The organism is Streptomyces sp. NBC_00086 (assembly GCF_026343255.1).
In the GTDB taxonomy this organism is placed as follows: Bacteria; Actinomycetota; Actinomycetes; order Streptomycetales; family Streptomycetaceae; genus Streptomyces.
The window spans coordinates 5,599,749-5,622,530 of sequence record NZ_JAPELZ010000001.1 but is presented as its reverse complement, the minus strand read 5'-3'; the positions used below and the strand labels follow the sequence as shown (position 1 = coordinate 5,622,530).

The 22,782-nt window shown below is 72.5% G+C and carries 20 protein-coding genes; 7 read left to right on the top strand and 13 right to left on the bottom strand.

The features are described 5' to 3' along the window. Positions 1-12: 12 nt before the first annotated feature. Both OG276_RS25255 and OG276_RS25250 read right to left on the bottom strand, forming a co-directional pair. Positions 13-1,059, bottom strand: a complete 1,047-nt coding sequence (locus OG276_RS25255; protein ID WP_266908980.1) for a PhoH family protein — start codon at positions 1,057-1,059, stop codon at positions 13-15. A gap of 313 nt (positions 1,060-1,372) precedes the next feature. Then, entirely contained in the window at positions 1,373-2,473 is a 1,101-nt protein-coding gene (locus OG276_RS25250; protein ID WP_266913099.1) for a carbohydrate kinase family protein, read from the bottom strand. A gap of 225 nt (positions 2,474-2,698) precedes the next feature. Here OG276_RS25250 and OG276_RS25245 point away from each other — a divergent pair, with 225 nt between their 5' ends. Then, entirely contained in the window at positions 2,699-4,090 is a 1,392-nt protein-coding gene (locus tag OG276_RS25245; protein ID WP_266908979.1) for an MFS transporter, read from the top strand. A 186-nt stretch (positions 4,091-4,276) separates the two neighbouring features. Here the strand turns inward: OG276_RS25245 and OG276_RS25240 are convergent, their stop codons facing one another. The 6 genes from OG276_RS25240 to hrcA form a co-directional block, all read right to left on the bottom strand. Further along, positions 4,277-5,185 (bottom strand): ribonuclease Z, encoded by a 909-nt coding sequence (locus OG276_RS25240; RefSeq protein ID WP_266908978.1) that lies wholly within the window; start codon positions 5,183-5,185, stop codon positions 4,277-4,279. Between the two features lie 3 nt (positions 5,186-5,188). Continuing rightward, positions 5,189-5,548 (bottom strand): histidine triad nucleotide-binding protein, encoded by a 360-nt coding sequence (locus tag OG276_RS25235; RefSeq protein WP_266908977.1) that lies wholly within the window; start codon positions 5,546-5,548, stop codon positions 5,189-5,191. A 75-nt stretch (positions 5,549-5,623) separates the two neighbouring features. After that, positions 5,624-6,367, bottom strand: coding sequence for a 16S rRNA (uracil(1498)-N(3))-methyltransferase (locus OG276_RS25230; protein WP_266908976.1), 744 nt, complete (start codon positions 6,365-6,367; stop codon positions 5,624-5,626). After that, positions 6,364-7,455 (bottom strand): nitronate monooxygenase, encoded by a 1,092-nt coding sequence (locus OG276_RS25225; protein ID WP_266908975.1) that lies wholly within the window; start codon positions 7,453-7,455, stop codon positions 6,364-6,366. The genes OG276_RS25230 and OG276_RS25225 overlap by 4 nt, the downstream gene beginning before the upstream one ends. Positions 7,456-7,659: 204 nt before the next feature. Continuing rightward, positions 7,660-8,796, bottom strand: a complete 1,137-nt coding sequence (dnaJ, locus tag OG276_RS25220) for a molecular chaperone DnaJ (protein ID WP_243334753.1) — start codon at positions 8,794-8,796, stop codon at positions 7,660-7,662. Further along, positions 8,797-9,813: a heat-inducible transcriptional repressor HrcA gene (hrcA, locus tag OG276_RS25215; RefSeq protein ID WP_266908974.1), complete on the bottom strand. Its 1,017-nt coding sequence runs from the start codon at positions 9,811-9,813 to the stop codon at positions 8,797-8,799. 151 nt (positions 9,814-9,964) lie between these two features. Between hrcA and OG276_RS25210 the strand changes: the two genes are divergently transcribed. After that, on the top strand, positions 9,965-10,690 hold the full coding sequence (locus OG276_RS25210; protein WP_266908973.1) for an MBL fold metallo-hydrolase: 726 nt from the start codon (positions 9,965-9,967) through the stop codon (positions 10,688-10,690). Between the two features lie 28 nt (positions 10,691-10,718). Next, entirely contained in the window at positions 10,719-11,516 is a 798-nt protein-coding gene (locus OG276_RS25205; protein ID WP_266908972.1) for a DUF3097 domain-containing protein, read from the top strand. Positions 11,517-11,704: 188 nt separating this feature from the next. Here OG276_RS25205 and hemW read toward each other — a convergent pair whose 3' ends face one another. The 3 genes from hemW to lepA form a co-directional block, all read right to left on the bottom strand. After that, entirely contained in the window at positions 11,705-12,937 is a 1,233-nt protein-coding gene (hemW, locus tag OG276_RS25200; RefSeq protein WP_266908971.1) for a radical SAM family heme chaperone HemW, read from the bottom strand. Positions 12,938-13,004: 67 nt separating this feature from the next. Beyond that, the gene (locus OG276_RS25195) at positions 13,005-14,897 is read right to left on the bottom strand and encodes a long-chain fatty acid--CoA ligase (RefSeq protein ID WP_266908970.1); all 1,893 of its coding nucleotides are present in this window, start codon (positions 14,895-14,897) and stop codon (positions 13,005-13,007) included. 255 nt (positions 14,898-15,152) lie between these two features. Continuing rightward, positions 15,153-17,018 carry a translation elongation factor 4 gene (gene lepA / locus OG276_RS25190; protein WP_266908969.1) on the bottom strand — a complete coding sequence of 622 codons (1,866 nt, stop codon included), beginning with the start codon at positions 17,016-17,018 and terminating at the stop codon, positions 15,153-15,155. A 244-nt stretch (positions 17,019-17,262) separates the two neighbouring features. On the opposite strand from lepA, the gene rpsT reads away from it, so the two are divergent. Then, positions 17,263-17,529 carry a 30S ribosomal protein S20 gene (rpsT, locus tag OG276_RS25185; RefSeq protein ID WP_250739437.1) on the top strand — a complete coding sequence of 89 codons (267 nt, stop codon included), beginning with the start codon at positions 17,263-17,265 and terminating at the stop codon, positions 17,527-17,529. 521 nt (positions 17,530-18,050) lie between these two features. On the opposite strand, the gene OG276_RS25180 is transcribed toward rpsT, so the two are convergent. Continuing rightward, on the bottom strand, positions 18,051-18,698 hold the full coding sequence (locus OG276_RS25180; RefSeq protein ID WP_266908968.1) for a TetR/AcrR family transcriptional regulator: 648 nt from the start codon (positions 18,696-18,698) through the stop codon (positions 18,051-18,053). A 92-nt stretch (positions 18,699-18,790) separates the two neighbouring features. Here OG276_RS25180 and OG276_RS25175 point away from each other — a divergent pair, with 92 nt between their 5' ends. Next, the gene (locus OG276_RS25175) at positions 18,791-20,212 is read left to right on the top strand and encodes an MFS transporter (RefSeq protein ID WP_266908967.1); all 1,422 of its coding nucleotides are present in this window, start codon (positions 18,791-18,793) and stop codon (positions 20,210-20,212) included. Between the two features lie 467 nt (positions 20,213-20,679). Here the strand turns inward: OG276_RS25175 and holA are convergent, their stop codons facing one another. After that, positions 20,680-21,672, bottom strand: a complete 993-nt coding sequence (gene holA / locus OG276_RS25170; protein WP_266908966.1) for a DNA polymerase III subunit delta — start codon at positions 21,670-21,672, stop codon at positions 20,680-20,682. A gap of 74 nt (positions 21,673-21,746) precedes the next feature. Between holA and OG276_RS25165 the strand changes: the two genes are divergently transcribed. Continuing rightward, positions 21,747-21,989 (top strand): hypothetical protein, encoded by a 243-nt coding sequence (locus tag OG276_RS25165; protein ID WP_266908965.1) that lies wholly within the window; start codon positions 21,747-21,749, stop codon positions 21,987-21,989. Between the two features lie 369 nt (positions 21,990-22,358). After that, positions 22,359-22,781: a hypothetical protein gene (locus OG276_RS25160; protein ID WP_266908964.1), complete on the top strand. Its 423-nt coding sequence runs from the start codon at positions 22,359-22,361 to the stop codon at positions 22,779-22,781. Position 22,782: the final 1 nt, after the last annotated feature.

Genomic DNA, 22,782 nt, shown 5'->3' with positions numbered 1-22,782 from the left:
GTGCGCTGATTTCTACTTCCGCTGGAAGCCGTTCCGCGACTGCTTCGCGTCCTGGCTGTCGTCGTACTTCTCGTACGCGTCGACGATACGGCCGACCAGCTTGTGCCGGACGACATCCTCGGACGTGAGCCGCGAGAAGGCGATGTCCGGCACCCCTTCGAGGATGTCCTGCACCTGCCGCAGACCGCTCTTGGCACCGCCCGGCAGGTCGACCTGGGTCACGTCGCCGGTGACGACGATCTTCGAGTCGAACCCGAGCCGGGTCAGGAACATCTTCATCTGCTCGGGGGTGGTGTTCTGCGCCTCGTCGAGGACGACGAAGGCCTCGTTGAGGGTGCGGCCGCGCATGTAGGCCAGCGGCGCGACCTCGATGGTGCCCGCCGCCATCAGCCGCGGGATCGAGTCCGGATCGATCATGTCGTGCAGGGCGTCGTAGAGCGGCCGCAGGTACGGGTCGATCTTGTCGAAGAGGGTGCCGGGGAGGAATCCCAGGCGCTCTCCGGCCTCCACCGCCGGGCGGGTCAGGATGATCCGGCTGACCTGCTTGGACTGCAGGGCCTGGACCGCCTTGGCCATGGCCAGGTAGGTCTTGCCGGTACCGGCGGGGCCGATGCCGAAGACGATCGTGTGCTTGTCGATCGCGTCGACGTACCGCTTCTGGTTGAGGGTCTTGGGGCGGATGGTGCGGCCGCGGCTGGAGAGGATGTTCTGGGTGAGCACCTCGGCGGGCGTCTCGTCCGGGCCCTCGCCGTTGCCGCTCGACTTGAGCATGGCGATCGAGCGTTCCACTGCGTCCTCCGTCATCGGCTGCCCGGTGCGGAGCACCAGCATCATCTCGTCGAACAGGCGCTGGATCAGAGCGACTTCCGCCGCCGCGCCGATCGCGCTGACCTGATTGCCCCGAACATGGATGTCGGCCCTCGGGAAGGCCTTCTCGATCACGCGCAACAGGGCGTCGCCCGAGCCGAGGACGGACACCATCGGATGGGTGGCCGGTACGGAGAAGTGGGCTCGCGCCTGCCCCGGCGCGGGGGTCTTGGCTGTCGGTGTCTGAGTCATGGGCCGGCACTGTGGCCTGCGCATACCTCCCACTGAGGGGCCGCGCCGATCGACGGCCACCGGACTTCCAAGCCTACGTCGCCGCCCCGCCATCCCCGAGGGGTTTTACGGGGTCTGCCTCGGGGGTCTGCCACGGGGGCCTGCCCCGCACCCGATCCACCGGCCCACACCAGCCCCTCCGGCGTTTGAGGACCGGGGGTCCGGGGCCGGCCCCGGAAACGGCGCCGCACCCGGCCGTCCCGCCCGGGGCGGCGCGGGCGTCCGGGTCGGGGGCGCGGCCCCGCACCTCACCCCGTTCCCCGGCCGGCCAGGCCTACGCCGACTGGCGGAAGCCGATCGTCGGGACCGCCCGGCGCCTGCTGGCCGGGGCGGCGGCCCGCGGGACGAGGTCGTCCAGGAAGCCGTACCGCCCGCGCAGGGCCTCCGGGGCGGTGCGCCACCAGTGGGCCACCTCCGGCCAGCCGGGGGCCGACAGGGAGCCGCCGAACTCCTGCACCGACAGGGCGGCCGTCAGGCCCGCGAAGGCGAGCCGGTCCGCGAGCGGCCACTCGGCGAGGGTGCCGGTCAGGAAGCCCGCCACGTACACGTCGCCCGCGCCGGTCGGGTCCAGGGCGTCGACCGCGATCGCGGGGACCTCGGCCGTCTCCCCGGTCCGCCCGTCCACCGCGTACGAGCCCTCGGAGCCCATCGTCACCACCGCGATCGGCACCTTCTCGGCCAGCGCCCGGGCCGCCGCGCGCGGGCAGTCGGTGCGCGTGTACGCCATCGCCTCCCCCGCGTTGGGCAGGAAGGCCTCGCAGTGCTCCAGGTCTGCGAGCGCCCCCAGGTCCCAGCGCCCGCTGTCGTCCCAGCCGACGTCGGCGAACACCCTGGCCCCGCGGCGGGCCGCCTCGGCGACCCAGGCCTCGCCGCCGCCCGGGCCGAGGGAGGCCACCGCCGCGCGGGCGCGGGGAGGGCACTGGGGGAACGGGCCCGGGTCCGCCGGGAGCGGGGCCTCGTGGCCGTGGGAAACCATCGTGCGCTCGCCCTCGTACGCCATCGAGACGGTGACGGGGCTGTGCCAGCCCGGCACGGTCCGTGACATCGACAGGTCGATGCCCTCGCCCTGTTCGAGGGCGTCCCAGCAGTACTCCCCGTAGTGGTCGTCCCCGAAGGCGGCGGCCAGGGAGGTGCGCAGACCGAGCCGGGCGAGGGCGGTGGCCATGTTGGCGACGCCGCCGGGGCTGGACCCCATGCCGCGCGCCCAGGATTCCGTGCCGCGCACGGGGGCCGAGTCGAGGCCGGTGAAGATGATGTCGAGGAAGACCGTGCCCGTCAGGAAGACGTCGCAGCCGGGTTCTTGGGGGTCGCGCAGCGGACCGAGGGGGTCCACGGCGGAGTCGAGGCTGTCCCGGCTGCTGCGACTGGTCACGATGTACTCCCCGTTCGGTTCGGCGCACGTGGTGAATCTTGGCGGGTCGTTTCTTCACTTGGCTTAACTCACGTCCGCCGTCAGGCCCTCCCTCGTGGGAGGACCCAGGTAACAGTGTGACGCAGATCACCGCCTGAACGCCCTTCTCGGAAGATCGGGCCGCTTGATAGATATGAGCCCCGCGCTCTTGCGGAATCTCACGCTCCACCTGCACCACCTGGAACATCCGTGCCCGACCGCACCCCCGCGCCGCCCGCCGCCTGGCCGCTCGTCGCGCTCTTCACCTCCGGTTACGTCGCCCCGTACCTGCTGCCGACCGTGGTCGGCCGGCTCGACGCCCACCTCCCGCTGAGCCCCGCGCAGGCCGGACTGATCGGCTCGGTCCTGCTGCTCGGCTCGGCCGCCGCCGGCTTCACCCTCGCCTCCCGCATCCGGCGCCACGGACCGCGTCCGCTGGCCCGGCTCGGGCTGCTGCTCGCCGTCCTCGGGTACGGCACGGCGGCCGCCACCGCGCAGCTCCCCCTCGTCATCGCGGGCGCCGTCCTCGGCGGCTTCGGATCGGGCACGGCCACCGCCGTGGCCGCCTCCGGGATCGCGGCGCAGCGCGACCCGCACCGGACCTCCTCGCTGGGGCTGCTGTCGGTGTCGGCGACGGCCGGGGCCCTGTACCTGACCCTGCCCCGGCTCGGCGGCGGGCACGGGCTGCCGTTCGCGGCGATCGCCCTGGTCGCGCTCGTGTGCTGGCCGGCGACGGGCCGCCTCGACGGGGCCGACCGCACGGAGCACGCGGAGCGCGCCGACAGTGCCGTACGGGCTCCGGGGCGGCTGCCGTACCCGCGCGCCGGGGTGGTGCTCGCCGGGGCCCTGATGCTGTGGTCGCTGGCCCAGAACGCCCTGTGGGGCGTCAGCGGCCGCATCGGCGCGCAGCAGGCGGGCCTGTCCGAGGTCACCCTCGGGATCGTCTTCGCGGCCGCGCTCGGCGCCGGGCTGCTCGGGGTCACCGCCGCCTCCGCGCTCGGCGCCCGGCTCGGCCGGGCGGTCCCGGTGGGCGTGGGCACGGCGGTCATCGCCTGCTGCGTGGTGCTGGCCTCGCACGCGCGGGACCTGGGCTCCTTCGCCGCCGGGGAGATCCTGTGGAACGCGGTGTACCCCGTCGTGCTCTCCTACGCCATCGGCCTCGCCGCCGCCCTCGACCCGCTCGGGCGCTGGGCCGTCCTGGTCGGTTCCGCGTCCTCGCTCGGCGTGGCCTGCGGGCCCGTCACCGGGAGCCTGCTCGCCGAGGGCGCGGGGTTCCCGGGCATGGGTCTGGTCCTCGGGGGGCTGCTGCTGGCGGTGGCCGGGCCGATGGCCGCGGTCGCCCTGCACGTCGGCGGACGCCCGCTGACCCCCGGCTCGGTGCGCCGGCGCGGCGGGGCCCCGGCGGCCGTGCTCGCCGCCGGAGCCGGGACGCCGGCCGGCTCGGTGCCGAGGGTCGGCGCGCAGGAGCTGGAGGTCGTGGAGCTCGCGCGGCTCCGCGCCCGCCCGCTGCGCCTGCCCCCGCTCCGGGTCCTGCTGCTCTCCCCGGCGGCGTCCCGCCGAGCCCGCGAACGCCCCCGCAGGCGCATCCGCACCGGCGTCTAGTGCTGTGGCCGGAAAGGTTTGCCGGGTCGCGGCGTTCGGTGCGGTGCATCGCAAGGCGGAGGACCGCGCCTCGTACTGGACGTACCGGCGTGGTCCGACAACGCGGCGAGGTGCCGTGCCGGGCGTCGCGACCCGGTGAACCTTTCCGGTCACAGCACTAGACCGCGACCCCCGTGCCGGGACCCGCTATCCGCCCCGCTTGGGCACGGGCACCCGTACGAGGTCCGCGGCGATCGTCAGCTCGCCCTCGAAGCCGGCCGCCCGGGCCTGCCGTTCGAACTCGGACGGATCGCCGTAGCGCTGCGAGAAGTGCGTCAGCACGAGGTGCCGCACTCCCCCGTCCCGGGCCACCCGGGCGGCCTGCCCGGCGGTGAGGTGTCCGTGGTCGGTGGCCAGTTGGACGTCCTCGTCGAGGAAGGTCGACTCGATCACCAGCATGTCGCAGCCCGCCGCGAGCACCTCGACGCCTTCGCAGAGCCGGGTGTCCATGACGAAGGCGAACCGCTGTCCGGGGCGCGCCTCGCTGACCTCGTCGAGGGTGACCCCGCCGAGGCTGCCCTCGCGCTGGATCCGTCCCACGTCCGGCCCCTTGATCCCGTGGAGCGCGAGCAGTTCGGGCCGTATCCGGCGCCCGTCGGGCTCGGTGACCCGGTAACCGAAGGACTCCACCGGGTGCGACAGCCGTACGGCGTCGAGGGTGTACGCGTCCCCGCGCGCCAGGATCCCGTCCTCGGCCACCGGCTCCTCGGCGAGCTGCACCGTCTCGCGGTAGGCCGTGGCGTACCGCAGCCGGTCGAAGAACTTCTGTCCGGAGGCCGGGTAGTGGGCGGTGACGGGGTGCGGGACCCGGTCGAGGTTGATCCGCTGGATGACCCCGGCGAGGCCGAGGCTGTGGTCACCGTGGAAGTGGGTGACGCAGATCCGGTTGATGTCGTGCGCGGCCACCCCGGCGCGGAGCATCTGGCGCTGGGTGCCCTCGCCGGGATCGAAGAGGATGCCCTCCCCGTCCCAGCGCAGCAGGTAGCCGTTGTGGTTGCGGTGGCGGGTGGGCACCTGGCTGGCGGTGCCGAGGACCACTAGTTCTCGTACGGACACGGTTTATCCCGGGGGCCATTCGAAGCCGCGGCCGCCCAGGACGTGCACGTGGGCGTGGAAGACGACCTGGCCGACGCCGGCGCCGGTGTTGAAGACGAGGCGGTAGCCGCGCTCGGCGAGTCCCTCGTCGGCGGCGACGCGGCCGGCCTCCGTCAGGACGTCGGCGGCGATCCCGGGCTCCGCGGCCGCGAGGGAGGCTGCGTTGGGGTAGTGCACCTTCGGGATGACGAGGACGTGGGTGGGCGCCTGCGGGTTGATGTCGCGGAAGGCGACGGTCGTGTCCGTCTCCCGGATGACCGTCGCGGGGAGGTTCCCCGCGACGATCTTGCAGAACAGGCAGTCGGCCTGCGGTTCCCCGGCCATGTGCTGAACCCTTCGTGACGGGTGATCGGTTCCGGCATGGTATCCACCGCCACCGGCCGGACCGGACCGGACCGGTCAGGACCAGCGGCCCGTCCTCGCCAGCAGCACCGCCGCGGCGGCCGTGCCCGCCGTGGAGGTGCGCAGCACCGAGGGCCCCAGCCGGTACGGGTGCGCCCCGGCCGCGGCGAAGGCGGCGAGTTCGTCCGGGGAGACCCCGCCCTCGGGGCCGACGACCAGGACGATGGAGCCGGCGGCGGGCAGTTCCGCGGTGGCCAGCGCGCCCGAGGGGGCGTCCCGGTCCTCGTGCAGGACCACGGCGAGGTCGGCCCCGGCGAGCAGGGTCGCGACCTGCTTGGTCGACAGCGCCTCCTCGACCTCGGGGAAGCGGACCCGGCGGGACTGCTTGCCGGACTCGCGGGCGGTGGCCCGCCACTTCGCGAGGGATTTGGCACCCCGGTCGCCGCGCCACTGGGTGATGCAGCGCGAGGCCTGCCAGGGCACGATCGCGTCGACGCCGGTCTCCGTCATGGTCTCGACGGCGACCTCGCCGCGGTCGCCCTTGGGCAGGGCCTGGACGACGGTGATCCGGACGGCCGGCTCCGCCTCCTCGTGGACCCCGGACACGGAGACGACGAGGCGGTCCTTGCCCTCGGCGGCCGTGACCACGGCCTCGGCCCAGCCGCCCCGGCCGTCGGTCAGCACGAGGGCCTCGCCGGGGGCCAGCCGCTTCACGGAGACCGCGTGGCGGCCCTCGGGGCCGTCCAGGACGAACTCCGGCCCCGCGGGAACCTTTTCGACCACGAACACCGGGGCGGTCATGACGCACTCCTCATCTGCATTGCCTTCAACACGTCCTGTGCCGCGCCGAGTTCCGCCGCGAGCACCTCCACCAGTTCCCCGGCCGGCAGGGCCCGCGCCAGCCGGTGGCCCTGGCCCGCCCACAGGGCCATGCCCTGCGGGTCCCCGGCCGCGGCGGCGGCCTTGCGCAGCGGCGCGGTCAGGTGGTGGACCTGCGGGTACGCGGCCGGGGCGTACGGGCCGTGCTCGCGCATGAACCGGTTGACCAGTCCGCGGGCCGGCCGCCCCGAGAAGGCCCGGGTCAGCTCCGTGCGGACGAACAGCGGGTCGGTCAGGGCCTTCTTGTGCAGGGCGTGCGCGCCGGACTCCGGGCAGGCCAGGAAGGCCGTGCCGAGCTGCGCGGCCTCCGCACCCGCGGCGAGCAGTGCGGCGATCTGCGAGCCGCGCATCAGGCCGCCCGCCGCGATGATCGGCAGGGCCACGGCCTCGCGCACCTGCGCGACGAGCGCGAGCAGGCCGACTCCGGCCGTGCCGTCGCCCTGCGGGTCGTCGCGGTGGGTGCCCTGGTGGCCGCCCGCCTCCACGCCCTGGACACAGACGGCGTCGGCGCCGGCCGCCTGCGCGGCGCGGGCCTCCTCGACGGAGGTGACGGTGGCGATCGTGTACGTACCGACCTTGCGCAGGCAGGTGAAGGCCGCGGGCGAGGGCAGGCCGAAGGTGAACGAGACCACGGGTACCGGGTCTTCGATGAGAATGGCCAGTTTGGCGTCGTAGCCGTCGTCGCTGGTGCCGATGATGTCCTCGTCGGCGAGGGAGATCTCGTACCAGGAGGCCTCGCTGGCGAGGTGCCCGCGGTAGGCCTCCACGACCGCCGGGTCCACGTGGGAGGCCTGCGGCAGGAAGAGGTTGACGCCGAAGGGGCGGCGGGTGAGCGCGCGCAGCCGCTTGATCTCCTGGTACATGCCGTCGGCGGTCTTGTAGCCGCCGGCGAGGAAGCCCAGTCCGCCCGCTTCGCAGACGGCGGCCGCGAGCGGCGGGCAGGAAGCGCCGCCCGCCATGGGCGCCTGCACGATCGGGTACGCGAAGAGACCGTTCGGTGCGGAGGACATGTGCTGCATCGTGCCATGTCCCGCTCACGGGACCGAATCACGGCATTCGCCTGGCATAGTCCCCTTCACCGGGGTGCCCGAATACCGCCGCCGCCCTGCCGTCCCGCATGCCGCGAGCCCGGTCCGGGGCATCCCCGGACCGGGCTCGCAGGTGTTCTCGTACACCGCCGGGACGCCGCCCCTACGGTGCTCCGCGCGTGCGGATCAGCGCCCGTTGAAGGCGTCCTTCAGACGGCTGAACAGGCCTTGCTGGCCCGGCGCGAACTGGCCGAGCGGCCGCTCCTCGCCGCGCAGCTTGGCGAGCTGGCGCAGCAGGTCCTCCTGCGCCGGGTCCAGCTTGCTGGGGGTGGTGACCTCGACGTGGACGATCAGGTCGCCGCGGCCGCCGCCGCGCAGGTGCGTGACGCCCCGGCCGTGCAGGGGGATCGCCTGGCCGGACTGGGTGCCGGGGCGGATGTCGATCTCCTCCAGGCCGTCCAGCGTCTCCAGCGGGCACTTGGTGCCCAGGGCCGCCGCGGTCATCGGGATGGTGACTGTGCAGTGCAGGTCGTCCCCGCGCCGCTGGAAGGTCGGGTGCGGCAGTTCGTGGATCTCCACGTACAGGTCGCCGGCGGGGCCGCCGCCGGGGCCGACCTCGCCCTCGCCCGCGAGCTGGATCCGGGTGCCGTTCTCGACGCCCGCCGGGATCTTGACGGTGAGGCTGCGGCGGGAGCGGACCCGGCCGTCGCCCGCGCACTCGGGGCACGGGGTCGGGACCACGGTGCCGAAGCCCTGGCACTGCGGGCAGGGGCGCGAGGTCATGACCTGGCCCAGGAAGGACCGGGTGACCTGCGAGACCTCACCGCGGCCGCGGCACATGTCACAGGTCTGCGCCGAGGTGCCGGGGGCGGCGCCTTCGCCGGAGCAGGTGGTGCAGACGACGGCCGTGTCGACCTGGATGTCCTTGGTCGTGCCGAAGGCGGCCTCGTCCAGTTCCAGGTCGAGGCGGATCATGGCGTCCTGGCCGCGGCGGGTCCGCGAGCGCGGTCCGCGCTGCGAGGACTGGCCGAAGAAGGCGTCCATGATGTCGGAGAAATTGCCGAAGCCGCCCGCTCCGAAGCCGCCGGCTCCGCCGCCGCCCGAGGAGGACAGCGGGTCGCCGCCGAGGTCGAAGACCTGCTTCTTCTGCGGGTCCGAGAGGACCTCGTAGGCGGCGTTGATCTCCTTGAAACGCTCTTGCGTCTTGGGATCGGGATTCACATCCGGGTGCAGCTCGCGCGCGAGCCGCCGGAATGCCTTCTTGATCTCGTCCTGCGATGCGTCGCGGCGCACGCCGAGAACGGCGTAGTAGTCCGTGGCCACTTACGACTCCGCCAGGATCTGTCCGACGTAACGTGCCACTGCGCGTACCGCTCCCATCGTTCCGGGGTAGTCCATGCGGGTCGGTCCGACCACGCCGAGTTTGGCGACTGCTTCGCCGCCCGAACCGTAGCCGACCGAGACGACGGACGTGGAGTTCAGTCCCTCGTAGGCGTTCTCATGCCCGATCTTTACGGCCATTCCCGACTCACTGGCCTCGCCCAGCAGCTTGAGGAGCACGACCTGCTCCTCCAGCGCTTCGAGCACCGGCCTGATCGTCAGGGGAAAATCGTGTCCGAAGCGGGTGAGGTTGGCGGTGCCGCCGATCATCAGCCGCTCCTCCGCCTCCTCGACCAGCGTTTCGAGAAGGGTGTCGAGGACGGCTCGCACCGTCACCCGGTCTTCGGTCTCGAAGGATTCCGGAAGGTCCTTCACCAGCGGCGGCACGTCGGTGAACCGGCGGCCGACGACAATGCTGTTGAGCCGCGCCCGCAGGTCCGCGAGCGAGGTGTCCGCGAAGGGGGTCTGGCAGTCGACGAGCCGCTGCTCGACCCGGCCGGTGTCCGTGATGAGGACCAGCATCAGGCGGGCCGGGGCCAGCGAGAGCAGTTCCACGTGCCGGACGGTGGAGCGGGTCAGCGACGGGTACTGGACGACGGCGACCTGCCGGGTGAGCTGCGCGAGCAGCCGCACCGTCCGGCCGACGACGTCGTCGAGGTCCACGGCCCCGTCGAGGAAGTTCTGGATGGCCCGGCGCTCGGGCGTCGACAGCGGTTTGACCCCCGCCAGCTTGTCGACGAAGAGGCGGTAGCCCTTGTCCGTGGGGATCCGGCCGGCGCTGGTGTGGGGCTGGGCGATGTAGCCCTCGTCCTCCAGCACGGCCATGTCGTTGCGCACGGTGGCGGGCGAGACGCCGAGCCGGTGCCGCTCGGTGAGCGCCTTGGAGCCGACCGGCTCCTCCGTCCCGACGTAGTCCTGGACGATGGCGCGCAGCACTTCGAGTCTGCGTTCGCTGAGCATCGCGCACACCTCCATCGTTTCCGTCGTTCGCGGCTTCGGCAGGCTCTGCCTGCTGGCACTCTGAGCGTTCGAGTGCCAGAGATCCCCCGGTCAGTGTACGGCGGGGTGGTACGCCCGTAGCAAGGGCGGCCCGCCAAGGTAGCGTCGCGGCATGGACCTGCGTTGGGAAGAGGCGGGCTGGGAACAGCTCACAGAACGGGTCGGCCGCAAGCGGCTGCCGGTGTGGGACTGCACCGTGGGACTGGTGGTGGGCGAGGATTCGGCCCTCGTGATCGACCCCGGATCCTGCCTTCGGGAGGGCTCTGCGGTGCGGGCCGAGGCGGAGCGGCTGGCGGGCCGCCGCGTGACCCATCTCGCATTCACACACGGACATTTCGACCACGTATTGGGTGGTGCGGCGTTCGCGGGAGTGGAGGTCTACGGTCCGGTCGGGCTGGACGCCGTGCTCTCGGCGGGCCGGGAGGAGCTGCGCGAGGACGCGGTCCGCCAGGGGCTGGCGGAGGCCGAGGCGGCCGAGGCGGCGGACCTGCTGGTGGTTCCCCGGCACCTGGTGTCGGGCGAGTGGACGCTCGACCTGGGCGGGGTGCAGGTGCTGCTGGCGAACGTGGGGCCCGGGCACTCCGGGCACGATCTGGCCGTCTTCGTACCCGGAGCGCGCGAGGTGGTCTTCTGCGGCGACCTGGTCGAGGAGTCGGGCGAGCCGCAGGCGGGTCCGGACGCGATGCCCGGGCAGTGGCCGGCGGCCCTGGACCGGCTGCTGGCCCTGGGCGGGGACGACGCTCTGTACGTGCCGGGTCACGGAGCGGTGGTCGACGCGGCCTTCGTGCGTGCCCAACGCGACACACTGGCAACCCGTTTCGGCGTGTCGGCCCCCTGAGGCGGCCCGCTCTCCTACCCTCGGCCGGATGCGTGAGTACTCCCCCGACCTGACCCCGCAGTGGAAGCGCGCCAAGCCCGTCCCGGAGGTGCCGGCGGATCCCGATCTGGTGGTCGAGGTGGCGGGTACGGACTTCTGCGGCGCGGTGGTGGCCTGCGAGGCGGGCACGGTCACCCTGGAGGACCGCTTCGGCAAGCGCCGCGTCTTCCCCCTCGAACCCCGCGCCTTCCTCCTGGACGGCGCCGTGGTGACCCTGACCCGCCCGGCCCGGGGGCCGGCCGCCCCGGCCCGTACGGCCTCGGGCTCGCTCGCCGTGCCCGGGGCCCGGGCACGGGTGGCGCGGGCGGGCCGGATCTACGTGGAGGGCCGCCACGACGCCGAACTGGTCGAACGGGTCTGGGGCGACGACCTGCGGATCGAGGGCGTCGTGGTGGAGTACCTGGAGGGCATCGACGACCTCCCCTCGGTCGTCGCGGACTTCGCCCCGGCCGCCGACGCCCGGCTGGGCATCCTGGTGGACCACCTGGTGCCGGGCTCCAAGGAGTCCCGCATCGCCGCCTCCGTGACCTCCCCGCACGTCCTGATCGTGGGACACCCGTACGTGGACGTCTGGCAGGCGGTGAAACCCTCGGCCCTCGGCATCCGCGCCTGGCCGGTGATCCCGCCCGGCCAGGACTGGAAGACGGGCATCTGCCGCGCCCTGGGCTGGCCGGAGAACACCGGAGCCGCCTGGCAGCACATCCTGTCCCGCGTGACCTCGTACAAGGACCTGGAGCCCACCCTCCTGGGCGCGGTGGAGCACTTGATCGACCACGTGACGGCATAGAGTCGGCGAAAATTCAGCCCCGCCGGCGTTTGAGGCGCGGGGGTCCGGGGGCTGGCCCCCGGGAACGGCGCCGCACGCGGCAGGGGGCACCTCCCAGCGGTAGCTGGGGGAGGGTCCGGGCGGAGCCCGGGGAACGGTGGAAGGGCGGGTAGGGGACGGCCCCGCAGGGCTACCCACCCCGGACGGGGCTAGTCGACCAGGTCGCGGACCACCGCGTCGGCCAGCAGCCGCCCCCGCAGGGTCAGGACGGCCCGCCCGGCCGCGTACGGGCCTGCTTCGAGGAGCCCGTCGGCCAAGGCGCGCCGCGAGGCGGCCAGCCCCGCCTGCGCGAGCAGCGACAGCGGCACCCCGTCCACGAGCCGGAGCTCCAGCAGGATCCGCTCCACCCGCCGGTCCTCGGAGGACAACAGCTCCCGCCCGGCCCCGGGCGAGCGCCCCTCCGCCAGCGCAGCCGCATAGGCGCCGGGATGCTTCACGTTCCACCACCGCACCCCGCCCACGTGCGAGTGCGCCCCGGGCCCGGCCCCCCACCAGTCGGCGCCGCGCCAGTACAGCTCGTTGTGCAGGCACCGCCCGGCCTCGGAGGTGGCCCAGTTCGAGACCTCGTACCAGGAGTACCCCGCCTCGGCCATCACCGAGTCGAGGATCAGGTACCGGTCCGCGTGGACGTCGTCGTCCGTCATGGGGACCTCGCCCCGCCGGATCCGCCGCGCGAGCTGGGTGCCCTCCTCCACGATCAGCGCGTAGGCACTGATGTGGTCGGGCCCGGCCCCCAGCGCCGCCGACAGCGACGCCCGCCAGTCCTCGTCCGATTCCCCCGGCGTCCCGTAGATCAGGTCCAGGTTCACGTGCTCGAAGCCCGCCGCCCGCGCCTCCGCCACGCAGGCCTCCGGCCGCCCGGGGGTGTGCGTGCGGTCCAGCACCTTCAGGACGTGCTGCTTGGCGCTCTGCATGCCGAAGGAGATCCGGTTGAAGCCGCCCGCGCGCAGCTCCGCCAGGTACTCCGGGTTCACCGACTCCGGATTGGCCTCGGTGGTCACCTCGGCGTCCTCGGCCAGCCCGAACTCCTCGCGGATCGCCGCGAGCATCCGTACGAGGTCGCCGGCGGGCAGCAGCGTGGGCGTGCCGCCTCCCACGAAGACGGTGCGCACGGCCCTCGGGTCGTCCCCGAGCACCTTGCGCGCCAGCCGGACCTCGTCGATCAGGGTGTCGGCGTAGTTCTCCCGAGAGGCGAGCACACCGCCGGTGCCCCGCAGCTCGGTGGCCGTGTAGGTGTTGAAGTCGCAGTACCCGCAGCGCGTGGCGCAGTACGGAACGTGCAGGTAGAACCCGAGCGGCCGCTCCCCCGCTCCCTCGAGGGCGTGGAGCGGCAGCGAGCCGTCTTCGGGCATGGGTTCACCGTCGGGCAGTGCGGAAGGCATGAGCCCATTGTCCCGCACTGCCCCAAGGTCGTTTACGCGTGCGCGGCGCCTGCGGCCGCGCCCCGGACTACGCCTCCCGGGAGCCCTCGTACATCTCCTCGATGAGGTGCTTGAACTCGCGCTCGACGACCGGCCGCTTCAGCTTGAGGCTCGGGGTGAGGTCCCCGTGCTCCACGTCGAGGTCGCGCGGCAGGAGGCGGAACTTCTTGACCGTCTGCCAGCGCTGGAGGCCCTCGTTGAGGGTCTGGACGTAGGTCTCGATGAGCCGGTTCGTCTCGGGGGCGGCCAGGACCTGGGAGTACGTCTTGCCCTCCAGGCCGTTCTCGGCGGCCCAGACCAGGATGGAGGGCTCGTCGAGGGCGATGAGGGCGGAGCAGAAGTTCCGGTCGGCCCCGTGGACGACGATGCTGGAGACGTACGGGCAGAGCGCCTTGAACTGGCCCTCGATCTCCGCCGGGGCGACGTACTTGCCGCCCGAGGTCTTGATCAGGTCCTTCTTGCGGTCGGTGATGCGCAGGTAGCCGTCCGCGGAGAGCTCGCCGATGTCGCCGGTGTGCAGCCAGCCGTCGGCCTCCAGCACCTCGGCGGTCTTCTCGGGCTGCTGGTGGTAGCCCTGCATGATGCCGGGGCCGCGCAGGAGCACCTCGCCGTCGTCGGCGATGCGGACCTCGGTGCCGGGGAGCGGCTTGCCGACGGTGCCGGTGCGGTAGGCCTCGCCGGGGTTGACGAAGGAGGCGGCGCTGGACTCGGTGAGCCCGTAGCCCTCCAGGATGTGGATGCCCGCGCCGGAGAAGAAGTAGCCGATGTCGGGGGCGAGGGCGGAGGCGCCGGAGACCGCGGCGCGCAGGTTGCCGCCGAAGGCCTCGCGGAGCTTGGAGTAGACGAGCGCGTCGGCGATCTTGTGCTTGGTGGAGAGGCCGAAGGGGGCGCTCGCCCGGCCGGTGCGGCGGAAGTTGTCCTGGGTGACCTTGGCGTACTCGCGGGCCACGCCGACGGACCACTGGAAGATCTTGTACTTGGCGCCGCCGCCGGCCCGGGCCTTGGCGGCGACCCCGTTGTAGACCTTCTCGAAGATGCGCGGGACGGCCGCCATGTAGGTCGGCTGCACGATCGGCAGGTTCTCGATGATCTTGTCGATGCGGCCGTCGACGGCGGTGACGTGGCCGACCTCGATCTGGCCGGAGGTGAGCACCTTGCCGAAGACGTGGGCGAGCGGCAGCCAGAGGTACTGGACGTCGTCCTTGGTGATCAGGCCGGTGGCGACGGTGGCCTTGGCCATGTACGACCAGTTGTCGTGCGGCAGCCGCACGCCCTTGGGGCGCCCGGTGGTGCCGGAGGTGTAGATGAGGGTGGCGAGCTGGTCGGCGGTGATGGCCGCGATCCGCTCCTTGACCGCCTCGGGGTGCTTGGCGAGGTACTCCCGCCCGCGCGCCTCCAGGTCGGCGAGGGAGAGCACCCAGCCCTCGGGGTCCCCGTCGGCCGCGACGGCGTCGGCGGCCTCCAGGACCACCACGTGCGCGAGCTCGGGCAGGTCGGCGCGGCGCTCGCGGGCCTTGGCCAGCTGCGCGGCGTCCTCGGCGATCAGGATCCGGCTGTCGGAGTCGGAGAGGATGAACGCCGACTCCTCGGCGTTCGTGCTCGGGTAGATGGTGGTCACGGCGCCGCCGGCGCACATCACGCCGAGGTCGGCGAGGATCCACTCCACACGGGTGTTGGAGGACAGCGCCACGCGCTGCTCCGGCTGGATCCCGAGGTCGATGATCCCGGCCGCGATGGCGAATACCCGCTCGGCGGCCTGGCCCCAGCTCAGCGACTTCCAGTCGTCCGGGCCGCCCCGGCCGTCCGCCGCGGGCACCGGATAGCGGTAGGCCTCGCCGTTCGGCGTGGCGGCGACACGCTCCAGGAAGAGGGTCGCCACGGTGGGCGGGCGGTTCTCGATCAAGGTCTGTGTGTCGCTCACGGACATCCTCCGGACCACTCGGCAGGGCCTGTTCATCACAGGGGCGGACTGACTGGGTGGTGGGTCAGGGTGGGTGGCTGAGTCAGGGCTTGGCCGCATCCGACCAAAAAAACTGGCGAGTAACCAACGAGCATTGATCAGACTAGGGGCCCTCCGCCTGGCGCGTAAGAGTCCCCGGGCAGCCGATTCATAACGAAACAAGCCCCCGCGCCGGAGCGCGGGGGCCTGCTTCTCGTCCGATGACCGTCGCTGCGGCTACTTCTTCTTGCCGCCGGACTCGTCGCTGGACAGGACGGCGATGAAGGCCTCCTGCGGGACCTCCACGGAGCCGACCATCTTCATGCGCTTCTTGCCTTCCTTCTGCTTCTCCAGCAGCTTCCGCTTACGGGAGATGTCACCGCCGTAGCACTTGGCGAGGACGTCCTTGCGGATGGCGCGGATGGTCTCGCGGGCGATGACGCGGGAGCCGACGGCCGCCTGGATCGGGATCTCGAAGGCCTGCCGCGGGATGAGCTCGCGCAGCTTGGCGACCAGGCGCACGCCGTAGGCGTAGGCGGCGTCCTTGTGGCAGACGGCGGAGAAGGCGTCGACCTTGTCGCCGTGCAGCAGGATGTCGACCTTGACCAGGCTGCCGGCCTGCTCGCCGGTGGGCTCGTAGTCGAGGGAGGCGTACCCGCGCGTCTTGGACTTCAGCTGGTCGAAGAAGTCGAAGACGATCTCCGCGAGCGGGAGCGTGTAGCGGATCTCGACCCGGTCCTCGGAGAGGTAGTCCATCCCGAGGAGGGTGCCGCGGCGCTGCTGGCAGAGCTCCATGATCGCGCCGATGAACTCGGAGGGCGCGAGCAGGGTGGCCCGTACGACCGGCTCGAACACGTCCCTGATCTTGCCCTCGGGGAACTCGCTCGGGTTGGTGACGGTGACCTCCTTGCCGTCCTCCAGGACGACGCGGTAGACCACGTTCGGCGCGGTGGCGATCAGGTCGAGACCGAACTCGCGCTCCAGGCGCTCGCGCACCACGTCCAGGTGGAGCAGGCCGAGGAAGCCGACGCGGAAGCCGAAGCCGAGCGCCGCCGAGGTCTCCGGCTCGTAGACCAGCGCGGCGTCGTTGAGCTGGAGCTTGTCCAGGGCCTCGCGCAGGTCGGGGTAGTCCGAGCCGTCGAGCGGGTACAGGCCCGAGAAGACCATCGGGCGCGGGTCCTTGTAGCCGCCGAGGGCCTCGGTCGCGCCGTTGTGCAGGCTGGTGATGGTGTCACCGACCTTGGACTGACGGACGTCCTTCACGCCGGTGATGATGTAGCCCACCTCGCCGACGCCGATGCCGTCGGCCGGGGTCATCTCCGGGGAGGAGACGCCGATCTCCAGCAGCTCGTGCGTGGCGCCGGTCGACATCATCCGGATGCGCTCGCGCTTGTTGAGCTGGCCGTCGACGACACGGACGTAGGTCACGACACCGCGGTACGAGTCGTAGACGGAGTCGAAGATCATCGCGCGGGCCGGGGCGTCCTTGGGACCAACGGGGGCCGGGACCGTGGCGACGATCTTGTCGAGCAGCACGTCCACGCCGAGACCGGTCTTCGCCGAGACGCGCAGGACGTCCTCGGGCTGGCAGCCGACCAGGTTCGCGAGCTCCTCGGCGAACTTCTCCGGCTGGGCGGCCGGCAGGTCGATCTTGTTCAGGACCGGGACGATCGCCAGGTCCTTCTCCATCGCCAGGTACAGGTTGGCGAGGGTCTGCGCCTCGATGCCCTGGGCCGCGTCCACCAGGAGGACCGTGCCCTCGCACGCCGCGAGGGAGCGCGAGACCTCGTAGGTGAAGTCGACGTGCCCGGGGGTGTCGATCATGTTGAGGACGTGGGTCTTGCCCTGATCCTCGCCCGTGTTGGGCGCCCAGGGCAGCCGGACGGCCTGGGACTTGATCGTGATGCCGCGCTCACGCTCGATGTCCATGCGGTCGAGGTACTGGGCGCGCATCTGCCGCGAGTCCACCACACCGGTGAGCTGGAGCATCCGGTCGGCAAGGGTCGACTTGCCGTGGTCGATGTGCGCGATGATGCAGAAATTGCGGATCAGCGCCGGGTCGGTACGGCTCGGCTCGGGCACGTGGCTGGGGATCGCGGGCACGCAGTGTCCTGATTCTCGGGTCGCAGTCGGAACGAAGTGTGGGCGTCGGTCTGCGCGAAATCAGATCTGGTCGGGTCTAGTCGGATCTATACGCAGACTCCCATGGTCCCATGAACCGGGGAGTGCGCTCGGTTTGGGCCGGTCGGAAGGCAGCTGGTAACCTGAGCAGCTGTGTCTCGTGTGCCCTCTAGCTCTACGGGACGCAATCCGAAGATCAAATCTCTGAACCTGCAAAGGCTCTTTCGTGGCGAACATCAAGTCCCAGGTCAAGCGCAACAAGACGAACGAGAAGGCTCGCCTTCGCAACAAGGCCGTCAAGTCCTCGCTCAAGACCGCCATCCGCAAGGCCCGTGAGGCCGTCGTCGCCGGTGACGTCGAGAAGGCCACCGTGGCTTCCCGCGCCGCTTCCCGCGCGCTCGACAAGGCCGTCTCGAAGGGTGTCATCCACAAGAACGCCGCCGCCAACAAGAAGTCGGCGCTGGCCACCAAGGTTGCCTCCCTTCAGGGCTGAGCCCCTGATGTGATAGCCGGGCAAGGATCCAGCGGGCCCTCTCTCCCGCTCCCGACCGGCACTCCGCGCCGCACACGAAGCGTTCGCCACGCGGGTGCGGTGCAACCCCAGAAGTAACCGAAGGCCCCGACCGCCTCCCTTCCCCAGGGCAGCGACCGGGGCCTTCGGCATGCGGCGCCCTGCGGCACTCACGGGGCCGCATGCCCATGGAGCCCCGGGAGCCTCCGGGGGTCGAGACCCCAGGGCGCCCCCGAGCCGTACGGACCCCCGCCCCAGGCGAGCCTCCGATCCAGGCGAGCTCCCGGCCCACGCAGAACCGCCGATCCAGGCGAGCCGGCCCTCTTGGGGCCTCAGCCCGCTCAGACTCCGACTCAGCTCGGAGCCCGGGGGCCACCCAAGGCCCGGAGCCACCCAAGGCTCGGGGTCACTCAGCGCCCCGGCCCGCTCAAGGCCCGGGCCCGTCGGCAGCACAGAGGCGCCGGCCGGCCGCACGGGGAGCCCCCCGGCCCGTACGGGACCCCTCAGGCCGGCCCCGTAGGGCTTCCCGGTGCGGCGGGGCGGGCCGTCACGGCGGCGAGGACGGTGGCCGTGAGGATCTCCGGCGCCTCGGCAGGGGTCATCCGCCCGGCCTGGACTTCGGCGGCGGCCGCGTGGACCAGGCTGTAGACGACCGTGACCAGCCAGTCGGCGGACAGGTCGGCGCGCAGTTCGCCGCTCTCCCGGCCGCGGCCGATCAGCCGGCGTACGGGAGCCAGGATCCGGTCGTGCCGCTCGCGCAGCCGCTCGGGCGGCAGCGCCGCGGAGACGGCCGCGAACACCGCGGAGTGCCGGTCGAGGACCCTCCACGAGCTGCGGATGAGGAGCCCGAGGGCCTCCTCCACACCACGCTCCTCGGCGCCGCCACCGGCCCCGGCTGCCCCTCCCCCACCGTCGAGCGCCTCAAGCGTGGCCGCGGCCTCGTCGACGGCCCGGTCGAGGGCGGCGTCGAGGAGGGCCTCCCTGGTCGGGAAGTGCGAGTACAGCGTGACGCGACTGACTCCGGCAGCGCGGGCGACGGCGGCCATGCTCGCCTGCGGGTCGGCGAGGAAACAGTCCAGGCCCGCGTCGACGATCGCGGCGGTGTTGCGCTCGGCGTCTGCGCGGCGGGCGCGGGGTGCGTCGGAAACCATGCCTGCAAACTTAACACCACTGTTCACATTCCCCGGGCGAAGCCGCATACTCAATCCCTAACACCCCTGTTAACTTTAGGAGCGGCTTCGCCATGCCCTCGCACGCCCCACACACCCCGCACACCCGGGACCAGAACCGGGACACGAACGCACACCCCCACCCGACTCCGCACCAGCACGACCATCAGCCCCCGCCCCCGCCGCACCCGCGCCGTCGCCCCCTCCTCGTCCTCCTCTGCGTGGCCCAGTTCATGCTCATCGCGGACGTCACCGTCGTGAACGTCGCTCTCCCCGCCATCGCCACCGACCTGTCCCTCTCCGGCCCCGGCCTGACCTGGGTCGTCACGGCGTACACCCTGTTCTTCGGCGCCCTCCTGCTGGCCGGCGGACGGCTCGCGGACCGGTTCGGTGCGGTGCGGACGTTCCTGACCGGGCTGGCCCTCTTCACCGCAGCCTCGGCGGCCTCCGGGCTCGCGGCGGACTCCGCCACCCTGATCGCGGCCCGCTCCGCACAGGGCGTCGGCGCCGCCCTGCTCTCGCCGGCCGCCCTGTCCCTGGTGACGACCCTGTTCCAGGGCCCGGCCCGGAACCGAGCCCTCGGCGCCTGGGCGGCGATCGGCGGCACCGGCGCGGCCCTCGGGGTCCTGCTCGGCGGAATCCTCACCGACGGACCCGGCTGGCGTTGGATCTTCTACCTCAACCTGCCCGTCGGCGTACTCGCCCTGCTCGGCGTCCCGCTCCTGCTCGGCCGCGCGCTCCGCGGCACCGCCGCCGGCCGCCGGACACCGGTCAACATCCCCGCGACCCTCCTGCCGACCCTGGCCGCGGCCGCACTCGTCTACGGGCTGACCGAACGCTCCTGGCTCCCGGCCGTCGGCGCCCTGGCCGCAGCGGCCCTCCTCCTGGTGACACAACGCCGCTCCACGAACCCGCTGATGCCCCCCGCCATGCCGGGCCGCCGCTCCCTGCTCGGCGGCAGCGCGGTGATGCTGGGAGCGGCGGGCCTGCTCGTGACCGGGTTCTACCTGAGCTCCCTGCACATCCAGCAATCCCTCGGGCGAAGCCCCCTGGTCACCGGGCTGGCCTTCCTCCCGGCGGCGGTCGCCGCCACGGCGGGCGCACACCTGGGCTCCCGGCTGCTCCCCCGCTTCGGCTGGCGCCCCGTCGGCGCGGCGGCGTTCACCCTGGCCGCCGCGGGCGCGGCCCTCACTTCCCTGGACGGCCTCTGGTCGGGCCTGGTCCCCGGCTTCGCCCTGCTGGCCCTCGGACTCGGCGCGGCGTTCGTGTGCGCCACGACCTCGGCCCTCTCCGAAGTGCCCCCGGCCCACACCGGACTCGCCTCCGGCCTGGTCGGCACCTCACACGAACTGGGCGCGGCCCTCGCCATCGCCGCCCTGGCCTCAGCAGACTTCACCACCCTCGCCTACCCGGCCCTGGCCCTAGTTCTGGCCGTCCCCTTCCTTCTCCCCCCGGGCCACCCCGACCCCACCTCCCCCCACGCAATGGCCCACTGACCCCACGAGCCCGCCACGCCAAAGACAGGTCCGGGCGCACCAACCCAGCCCATCCGGCCCACGAAGACAGGTCCGGACACCATCAACCCACCCCCCGCCCGGCACACAAGGACGGCCCAGGCGGCACCAACCACCCCGACCCACACATGAGGACCGGGCCCGGGCACCACCAACCCACCCCCGACCGACGCACAAGGACAGTCCGGGCGGCACCAACCCAGCCCGTCCGGCGCTTGAGGACCGGGTCCGGGCGGAGCCCGGGGAACGGGCGAAGGGCGGGTAGGGGACAACCCCCGCAGGGCCCCCGCCCGCAGCCGCACACCAGCGTCGGCTAACCGGCCCCGCTTTCAAGACGAACAGCCCGAGCCCCGGGGCCCAGGCTCGACTCCGGGGCCCAGGGGCTCAGGGGCTCAGCTCCAGGAACCAGGGCTCAGCCCGGGCCGGGGCCCGCCTCGGGGAACCCGGAGCTAGCCCCGCCGGGTCCGCGCCGCCCGGGCGACCGCGACGACCGCCTTCTCAAGGGCGTACTCGGGGTCATCGCCCCCGCCCTTCACCCCCGCATCCGCATCCGCCACCGCCCGCAGGGCGTCAGAGACACCGTCCGCCGACCACCCCCGCATCTGCTGCCGGACCCGGTCGATCTTCCACGGCGGCATGCCGAGGTCACGCGCGAGGTCCCCGGGACGGGCCCCCCGCGGGGCCGAGGCCAGCTTCCCGATCGCCCGGACCGCCTGGGCCAGCGCGCTGGTGATCAGCACCGGGGCCACCCCGGTGGACAGGGACCAGCGCAGGGCCTCCAGGGCCTCCGCGGCCCGCCCCTCCACCGCCCGGTCGGCGACGGTGAAGCTCGAAGCCTCGGCCCGGCCGGTGTAGTAGCGGCCGACCACGGCCTCGTCGATCGTGCCCTCGACGTCCGCGCACAGCTGCGCCGCCGCGCTCGCCAGCTCCCGCAGGTCACTGCCGATCGCGTCGACCAGCGTCTGGCAGGCCTCAGGCGTGGCGGAACGGCCCAGCGTCCGGAACTCTCCCCGCACGAACGCCATCCGGTCCGCCGGCTTCGTCATCTTCGGGCAGGCGATCTCGCGGGCACCCGCCTTGCGCGCGGCGTCCAGCAGGCCCTTGCCCTTGACGCCGCCCGCGTGCAGGAGGACGAGGGCGATCTCCTCGAACGGCGCGGCGAGGTAGGCCTTGACCTCCTTGACCGTGTCGGCCGAGAGGTCCTGCGCATTGCGCACGACGAGCACCTTGCGCTCGGAGAAGAGCGAGGGGCTGGTCAACTCGGCCAGCGTGCCGGGCTGGAGCTGCTCGGAGGCGAGGTCACGCACGTCCGTGTCGGCATCGGCGGCTCGCGCCGCCGTCACGACCTCCCGCACGGCGCGGTCGAGCAGCAGGTCCTCCTGCCCCACCGCGAGGGTGATCGGGGCGAGCGGATCGTCGGTGGAATTCTTCCTGGTGGCCATCGCCTCCAGCATCCCACGCCGCACTGACAGACCCTCGCGCCCCGGCCCCCTGCCCCGTACCCGAGAATGTCCGGGTGAACGTGCGACATGTACTGGTACTGCCCGACCGCGACACCGCCGACGAGGTGGCGCGGGAGGTGGTCGACCGCTTCGGCCTCCCGGAGGAACCGCAGCTGGTCCGCGACGCCCTCGCCGGTGAGGACGACGCCGAGGACGCCCAGTGGCTGGTGGTCGTCGAGGACCCGCGCGAACGGCTGGACGCCACGGCCCTCGACGCGCTCGCCGCCGAGTACGACGGCTGGCTCGAAGCCCCGTAGCCACGGGACCCGGCCCGGGTGCCGGCTGTCCACGATGACGCACCAGCTGATCCCGTGATCGTGCGCGCCCGTGCTTGACCAGGGCCCCCGACGCGAACCGGATCCGTACGAGATCGACGCGCGACTCAGGACCGGTCAGCCTGACCGGGAAATCGGCGATGCGCCGCACCACGGCATCGACCCCGGCCTCCGCGTAGACCCGGGCCCCGCGGGACCACCTGGGAGCTGACCGGCATCAACCTCTACCGGAGCAGTAGCGGCGCCGCCATCTCACCTACCATTCCGCCAACCCCTACCGGAAGTCGGTGGCGAGCATTGTGGCGTCCAACCCCAACGGGATCTACTGCGCGTTCCGCACCTGACCGAGCGGTGCGCGCCCTCGTCCTCCTGGTGACCGTGCTCTGTGCCGCGCTGCTTTCCGGATGCGGTGGTGGCGACGGGCCCGACCTGGCGGACCAGGACCGCTTCTTCCGTGACTACGTCCGTGTGCTCAACGCATCCGACCAGGACGGCCTGGCCCGGCTGCTCGACGCCCATCCGCACGGCGCTCAGGACGCGAAGGCCCGGATCGCCGCGTACGGCGGTCGGGACTGGGACGTCAGCTGGAGCCGCACCTCGGAATTCAGCAACATGTGGAAGGTGACGCTCAGCGGCACGGCCGGTACGGACCGGGCGCCCGTCCGGGTCACCGAGACGGTGACCCGGGAGGGCGAAAACTGGGTGATGGCACCGCTGGACGGAGTCGTGCCCAGGCCTTCGGGCGCGGCGGACACGACTCCACCCGGCGGCTGAC